The organism is Pseudomonas sp. PA-1-6B (assembly GCF_021609545.1).
GTDB lineage: Bacteria > Pseudomonadota > Gammaproteobacteria > Pseudomonadales > Pseudomonadaceae > Aquipseudomonas > Aquipseudomonas fluorescens_BV.
This window is the reverse complement of the sequence record NZ_WJZM01000038.1, coordinates 50,734-57,392: the sequence shown is the minus strand read 5'-3', so window position 1 is coordinate 57,392 and position 6,659 is coordinate 50,734. Positions and strand designations below refer to the sequence as shown.

Here is a 6,659-nt window from a genome sequence, read left to right as displayed (position 1 = left end):
GCGCCAATGCCTCACCACTATTGCCCTCAATCGTCCCCGCCAACTTCAACGAAAACTCCCGCCCCTCCACCCGAAACGGCCAATCCGGCGCCGCTCTACGGAAGTTGAAGCGCAGGCAGTTGTGTTGCAGTAAATCCTGCGGCGTCACCGGGGTGCCATGCTTTACCAGGTACTCCGGTGAGGCGACGATAACCTGCCCGGTAGAGCCGATATGGCGGGCGGTCAGGGGGCTGTCGGCGAGGGGGCCGAAGCGGATGGCGACGTCGGCTTGGCCGCCGAGGATGTCCACGACTTCGTCGCCGAGCATCAGGTCGACGACGATGGCGGGATAGCGGGCGCTGAAGGCGGCGATCAGGGGGACGATGGTCATGCGGCCGTGGGCCAGTGCGGCGCTGACGCGCAGGCGTCCGCGGGGCGCGCCCTGGTCGGTGATGGCGTCTTCGACTTCGGCCATGTCGGCGAGGATGCGTCGGGCGCCGCGCAGGTAGGCTTCGCCTTCGGCGGTGAAGGTGATGGCGCGGGTGGTGCGCAGTAGCAGACGGGTGCCGATGCGCTGTTCGGTGCGGGTAATGATGCGGCTGATGGCCGATGGGGTCAGCCCCAAGGCCCTGGCCGCGCCCGACAGGCTGCCGTGCTCGGCGACCATAGTGAAGACTTCCATCTCTCCCGAACGCCCGCCGATGTCCATTTGTGCCTCCTGCGCAAAGCTGTAGTTCCCAACCAAGGGCTACTGCTGCAAAAGGCAGGATTGTAGCATTTGGCTCACAGATGAGGAGTCACCCATGCGTATCAATCCACCCCTTGTAGCATTGTCCGTCGGTGCCTTTGGCATCGGGGTCACAGAGTTTGCCCCTATGGGCATGTTGCCCGGTATCGCCGCTGATCTTGATGTTTCCATTCCCGCTGCAGGGCTGTTGGTAAGCGCCTACGCCATGGGCGTGTTGATCGGCGCGCCGATCATGACCCTGGCGACGGCCAGGGTGCCCCGCCGTTATCTGCTGATCGGGCTGATGGCGATTTTTACCCTGGGTAACTTGCTGTCGGCGCTGGCCAGCAACTACCAGACATTGATGATCGCCAGGCTGGTGACGTCGCTCAATCACGGAGCGTTCTTTGGGATTGGCTCGATCGTGGCCGCAAGCCTGGTGGCGCCCGAGAAGCGCGCGGGGGCTGTGGCGGCGATGTTCATGGGGCTGACCCTCGCAACCATTGGCGGCGTACCCCTGGCGACCTGGTTTGGCGAGAACTTTGGTTGGCGCACCGCGTTCTGGGGCATCAGCGGGCTTGGCGCGGTGGTCATGGCGGCGCTGTGGTGGGCCTTGCCCAATGCTCCGGCGCCCAAAGGTGGCGGGCTGATGGCGGAAATCCGTGTGCTGGGGCGCGGGCCGGTGCTGGCCGCGTTGGCGCTGACCGTGGTGGGCTCGAGTGCGATGTTTACGGTATTCACCTACATCGCGCCGATTCTGCGAGATGTCACCCACGCTTCGACCAACTTCGTCACCGGGATGCTGGTGCTTTTCGGAATCGGGCTCACCCTGGGCAATGTGTGGGGTGGCAAGTCAGCGGATCGGTCGGTGGACCGCACTTTGATCATCTCGCTGGTGGTGTTGATTGCTGTGCTGTTGGCCTTTTCGGTGCTTATGCAATGGCCGCTGCCCGCCGCGTTGTCGATCCTGCTGTGGGGCGCTGCCAGTTTTGCCCTGGTGCCGCCGTTGCAGATGCGGGTGATGGAGGCCGCCAAAGACGCGCCTAACCTGGCTTCGGCGATGAACATCGGTGCGTTCAATTTTGGGAATGCGATTGGTGCGGCGTTGGGGGGCGCAGTGATCAACGCTGGGCTGGGCTACCCGGCGATTTCTCTGGCGGGCGCAATCATGGCTGGGCTGGGTTTGTTGATGGTGCTGGGTTTGGGCTGGCGTGCGCGGCGCGCAGGTTTGCGGACTTGTCCGGAAGCGGTGCAAGCGTAAGCACACGCTGGAAAGCCCCCTCCAACTGCCTTATAACTACGCCCTTCAGTCAAGGAGACGCGTAATGAAAACCATGGTAGTTGGCGCCAGCAAAGGCCTGGGCAAGGCCCTGATCGAGGGGTTGGGCGAAGCCGGGGATACGCTGATCGGTGTATCCCGTAGCCGTCCTGACCAGCTCAACCACAAGGCTGATGTGCAGGTGCACTGGATCGAAGCCAACCTGGCCGAACCCGCCAAAGCTGCCCAGGCCATTGAGGCCTCGGTAGCCGAGAGCGGGCTGGATACTCTGATTTACAACCTGGGTATCTGGGAAGAGTTTGCCTTCGATCCGGCGTACCACTTTTTGGCAGACAGTGATGAGCAACTCGAAGCCATTGTCACGTGCAACATCACCTCTACTTTGTTGTTGATCAAACGCCTGCTGCCGGTGCTGCTCAACAGCGCCAACCCACGGATCATCCTGACCGGCTCCACCTCCGGCCTGCCGCAAAGTGGCCGCCCGGAGGTGGCCTTCGGTGCCTCCAAGTTTGCGCTGCGCGGGATTGCCGATGCGTTGCGTGAAGGCTATCGGCATCAGCGCCTGGGCGTGACCTGCCTGAACCTCGGTTACCTGAACACCGAAGACCCGTTGAGTGCACCGCTCGCAGTGGCGGCGCAACGCGGTGAAGGTCAATTGATCCCTGTACACGACGTGGTTCAGGTGGTGCGCATGACGCTGAGCTTGTCGCCGGCGAGTTTCGTCAAGGACATCACCTTGCCGGCGATTCTGGATGAGCGGTTTTAGACGGGGAAGAACGTCTGAGGCTATCGTCTAGACTTCATGCACCTTTCAACCCGAGGAGCCTTGCGATGAACAACAAAAACACGATCTGCCTCTGGTACAACGGCGATGCTCTGGAGGCAGCGACCTTCTACGCCAACACCTTCCCCGACAGCGAAGTAAAGGCCGTACACCGTGCGCCTGGCGACTACCCATCCGGAAAGCAGGGCGATGAGTTGACCGTGGAGTTCACCGTACTGGGTATCCCCTGCGTGGGCCTCAATGGCGGCCCGGCGTTCAAGCACAGTGAGGCGTTTTCCTTTCAGGTGTCTACCGAGGATCAGGAGGAAACCGACCGTTTGTGGCATGCCATCATCGACAACGGTGGGCAGGCAAGCGCTTGCGGTTGGTGCAAGGACAAGTGGGGGCTGTCGTGGCAGATCTCGCCGAGGGTGTTGGTCGATGCAGTTACCAGTACAGATCCTGCCGTCGCCAAGCGTGCATTTGAAGCGATGATGACCATGACCAAAATCGACATCGCTGCCATCGAAGCCGCCATTGCCGGAAACTGAACTGTGGGAGCGCTCGAGCCTTAGCGAGGCCGCGATAGCGGTGGGTCAGGCAGCACAAATGCCAACAGCACCACCGCCATCGCAGCATAGGTATCTACACAACTTTGTGGGTTGTAACAGCAGACGGTAACCACGATGCGAAGCGAGTCGCTCTTGATCTTAGGCGCCCCGTTAAACCACGCTGGCGGATTACGGGCACACCGAGCCTAGGCGAGGTGCCGAGTGGTGGGGCAAGAGCGTTTTGCTTACTTTGGCCTGGGCCGGCATCCCGGCTTTTGCAAAGTGAGCCGCCGTCAGGGCGGAACCATCGGTGGCCGTTACCTTAATCATGGATATCTACTCGATCATATCCAATATCCCGGTCGGCTGGCAGACCGCCTTCGCAGGCAAGCCAGCTCCCACATTTGAATCGCGGCGCGTTAGTTAGATCGACGCCGGCTGTCAGGCCGTCACGGGAGCAAGCTCCCTCGCCACAGGTTCAGCGTCGCACCAAATTTGTGTAGATACCTATGACCATCGCAGGCAAGCCAGCTCCCACACTTGGATCGCGCGCCCCCCTCCATGCGGCAAAAAAATTCATACAACGGACGCCCGGTTGCGACACCGTCAATACCGGCCTATGTTCCAAGCCATGCGGTTTTTTTGCTGTCCCCCGCCCTGCGCCCATCCCGTAACCAGGAGACGACATGCCCACCCCTTCACGCCCTGCTGTACTCGAGCTGATCGGCAACACACCGCTGGTCAAGGTCAGCCGCTTCGATACCGGCCCCTGCACGCTGTTTCTCAAGCTGGAATCGCAAAACCCCGGCGGTTCCATCAAGGACCGCATCGGCCTGGCGATGATCGACGCGGCTGAGCGCGACGGTCGTTTGCGCCCTGGCGGTACCATCATTGAAGCCACCGCCGGCAATACCGGCCTGGGCCTGGCGCTGGTGGGCCGGGCCAAGGGTTATCGGGTGGTGTTGGTGGTGCCCGACAAGATGTCCACGGAAAAGGTGCTGCACCTCAAGGCCATGGGCGCCGAGGTGCATATCACCCGCTCCGATGTGGGCAAGGGCCATCCCGAGTATTACCAGGACGTGGCGGCACGTTTGGCCAAAGATATTCCGGGCTCGTTCTTCGCCGACCAGTTCAATAACCCGGCCAACCCCTTGGCTCACGAGACCAGCACCGCGCCGGAGATCTGGGCACAGACTCAGCACGACGTGGACGCCATTGTGGTGGGCGTCGGCTCGGCCGGCACCCTCACCGGTTTGACGCGGTTCTTCAAGCGCGTGCAACCCGAGCTGGCCATGGTGCTGGCCGACCCGGTCGGTTCGGTGATGGCCGAATACAGCCGCAGCGGCAAGCTGGAAACCCCTGGTTCCTGGGCCGTGGAAGGTATCGGCGAAGACTTCATCCCTTCGATTGCCGATCTGTCCAGCGTGCGCCACGCCTACTCCATCAGCGATGCCGACAGCTTCGACCACGCCCGCCAATTGCTCAAGGCCGAAGGCATCCTCGGCGGCTCATCCACCGGCACCCTGCTCGCCGCGGCCTTGCGCTACTGCCGCGAGCAAACCGAGCCCAAGCGCGTGGTGACCTTTGTTTGCGACACCGGTACGCGCTACCTGTCGAAGGTTTACAACGACCAGTGGATGAACGACGCGGGCCTGTTGCAGTACAAGCACTACGGCGACCTGCGCGACCTGATCGCGCGCCGCTTCGAAGACGGCCGCGTGATCAGCGTAAGCCCCGACGACACCCTGCTCACCGCCTTCCAGCGCATGCGCCTGGCGGACGTGTCGCAACTGCCGGTGCTGGTCGATGGCCAGACCCTGGTGGGCGTGATCGACGAGTCCGACATCCTGCTGGGCCTGCACCACGACGCCGCAGACTTTTCCATGACCGTCGCCAGCGCCATGACCAACACCCTGCACACCCTGGCCCCCAGCGCCAGCCTGGCCGAACTGCAGGCTGAGCTGGATCGCGGCCTGGTCGCCATCATTGCCGACGCCGCAGGCTTTCATGGCCTGATCACCCGCGTCGACCTGCTTAACCACCTACGGAGATCCCTTGCATGAGCCAGCCCGATAAAAGCGCGTTTGCCACCCGTGTGATCCACGCCGGGCAGTCACCCGACCCGACCACGGGCGCGCTGATGCCGCCGATCTACGCCAACTCCACCTACCTGCAAGACAGCCCCGGCGTGCACAAGGGTTTTGACTATGGCCGCTCCCATAACCCCACGCGTTTCGCCCTGGAACGCTGCGTGGCCGACCTTGAAGGCGGCAGCCAGGCATTTGCATTTGCCTCGGGGCTGGCGGCGATCTCCACCGTGCTGGAGCTGCTGGATGCCGGCGCGCATATTGTCTCGGGCAATGACTTGTACGGCGGCACTTTCCGTCTGTTCGACAAGGTGCGCCAGCGCAGCGCCGGGCACCGCTTCAGCTATGTCGACCTCAGCGACTTGTCGGCGTTTGAAGCGTCATTGCAGGACGACACGCGCATGGTCTGGGTCGAAACCCCAAGCAACCCGCTGCTGAGCCTGACCGACCTGCGCGCCGTGGCCCGTATCTGCCGTGCCCGCGGGATTATCTGCGTGGCCGACAACACCTTTGCCAGCCCCTGGATCCAGCGCCCGCTGGAGTTGGGCTTCGACATCGTGGTGCACTCCACCACCAAATACCTCAATGGGCATTCTGATGTGATCGGTGGTATCGCTGTTGTTGGCGACAACGCTGAATTGGCCGAACGCCTGGGTTTCCTGCAAAACTCCATCGGCGCCATCGCCGGGCCGTTCGATGCCTTCCTGACCCTGCGCGGGGTAAAAACCCTGGCGCTGCGCATGGAGCGCCATTGCAGCAATGCCCTGGACCTGGCCACCTGGCTGGAACAACAGCCGCAAGTGTCACGGGTTCACTACCCGGGCTTGCAATCCCACCCACAGCACGACCTGGCGAAACAGCAGATGCGCGGGTTTGGCGGGATGATTTCAGTGGACTTGAACAGCGACCTGGCCGGCGCGACGCGCTTTCTGGAAAACGTGAAGATCTTCGCCCTGGCCGAGAGCCTGGGTGGCGTGGAAAGCCTGATCGAGCACCCGGCGATCATGACCCATGCCAGCATCCCGGCGGCGACGCGAGCGCAATTGGGGATTGGCGATGGGCTGGTGCGCTTGTCGGTGGGGGTTGAAGATGTGGAGGATTTGCGCGCCGATCTGGCGCAAGCCTTGGCCCACATCTAACTCAATTTCCAGGGTGGCCGTATGTGGGAGCTGGCTTGCCTGCGATAGCATCACTGCGGTGTAACAGACACACCGAGGTGCCTGCATCGCAGGCAAGCCAGCTCCCACACAAGCCCAGTCCCACAAGGGGCATG

General features: G+C 62.4%; 6 protein-coding genes. 5 read left to right on the top strand and 1 reads right to left on the bottom strand.

The window, feature by feature from the left end; genetic code table 11:
- Positions 1–688, bottom strand: a 688-nt coding sequence (locus tag GIV35_RS18265) for a LysR substrate-binding domain-containing protein (RefSeq protein WP_236491424.1), incomplete at its 3' end; no start/stop codon positions are given.
- Between the two features lie 94 nt (positions 689–782).
- Between GIV35_RS18265 and GIV35_RS18260 the strand changes: the two genes are divergently transcribed.
- The 5 genes from GIV35_RS18260 to GIV35_RS18240 all read left to right on the top strand — a co-directional run bounded on the left by GIV35_RS18260 (position 783) and on the right by GIV35_RS18240 (position 6,525).
- Positions 783–1,967 carry an MFS transporter gene (locus GIV35_RS18260; RefSeq protein ID WP_236265898.1) on the top strand — a complete coding sequence of 395 codons (1,185 nt, stop codon included), beginning with the start codon at positions 783–785 and terminating at the stop codon, positions 1,965–1,967.
- A gap of 64 nt (positions 1,968–2,031) precedes the next feature.
- Positions 2,032–2,751 carry an SDR family oxidoreductase gene (locus GIV35_RS18255; RefSeq protein ID WP_236265899.1) on the top strand — a complete coding sequence of 240 codons (720 nt, stop codon included), beginning with the start codon at positions 2,032–2,034 and terminating at the stop codon, positions 2,749–2,751.
- Positions 2,752–2,816: 65 nt separating this feature from the next.
- Positions 2,817–3,299, top strand: a complete 483-nt coding sequence (locus GIV35_RS18250; protein ID WP_200648956.1) for a VOC family protein — start codon at positions 2,817–2,819, stop codon at positions 3,297–3,299.
- Positions 3,300–3,985: 686 nt separating this feature from the next.
- Entirely contained in the window at positions 3,986–5,362 is a 1,377-nt protein-coding gene (locus tag GIV35_RS18245; protein WP_072434648.1) for a pyridoxal-phosphate dependent enzyme, read from the top strand.
- Positions 5,359–6,525 carry a cystathionine gamma-synthase gene (locus GIV35_RS18240; protein WP_014718631.1) on the top strand — a complete coding sequence of 389 codons (1,167 nt, stop codon included), beginning with the start codon at positions 5,359–5,361 and terminating at the stop codon, positions 6,523–6,525. The genes GIV35_RS18245 and GIV35_RS18240 overlap by 4 nt, the downstream gene beginning before the upstream one ends.
- Positions 6,526–6,659: the final 134 nt, after the last annotated feature.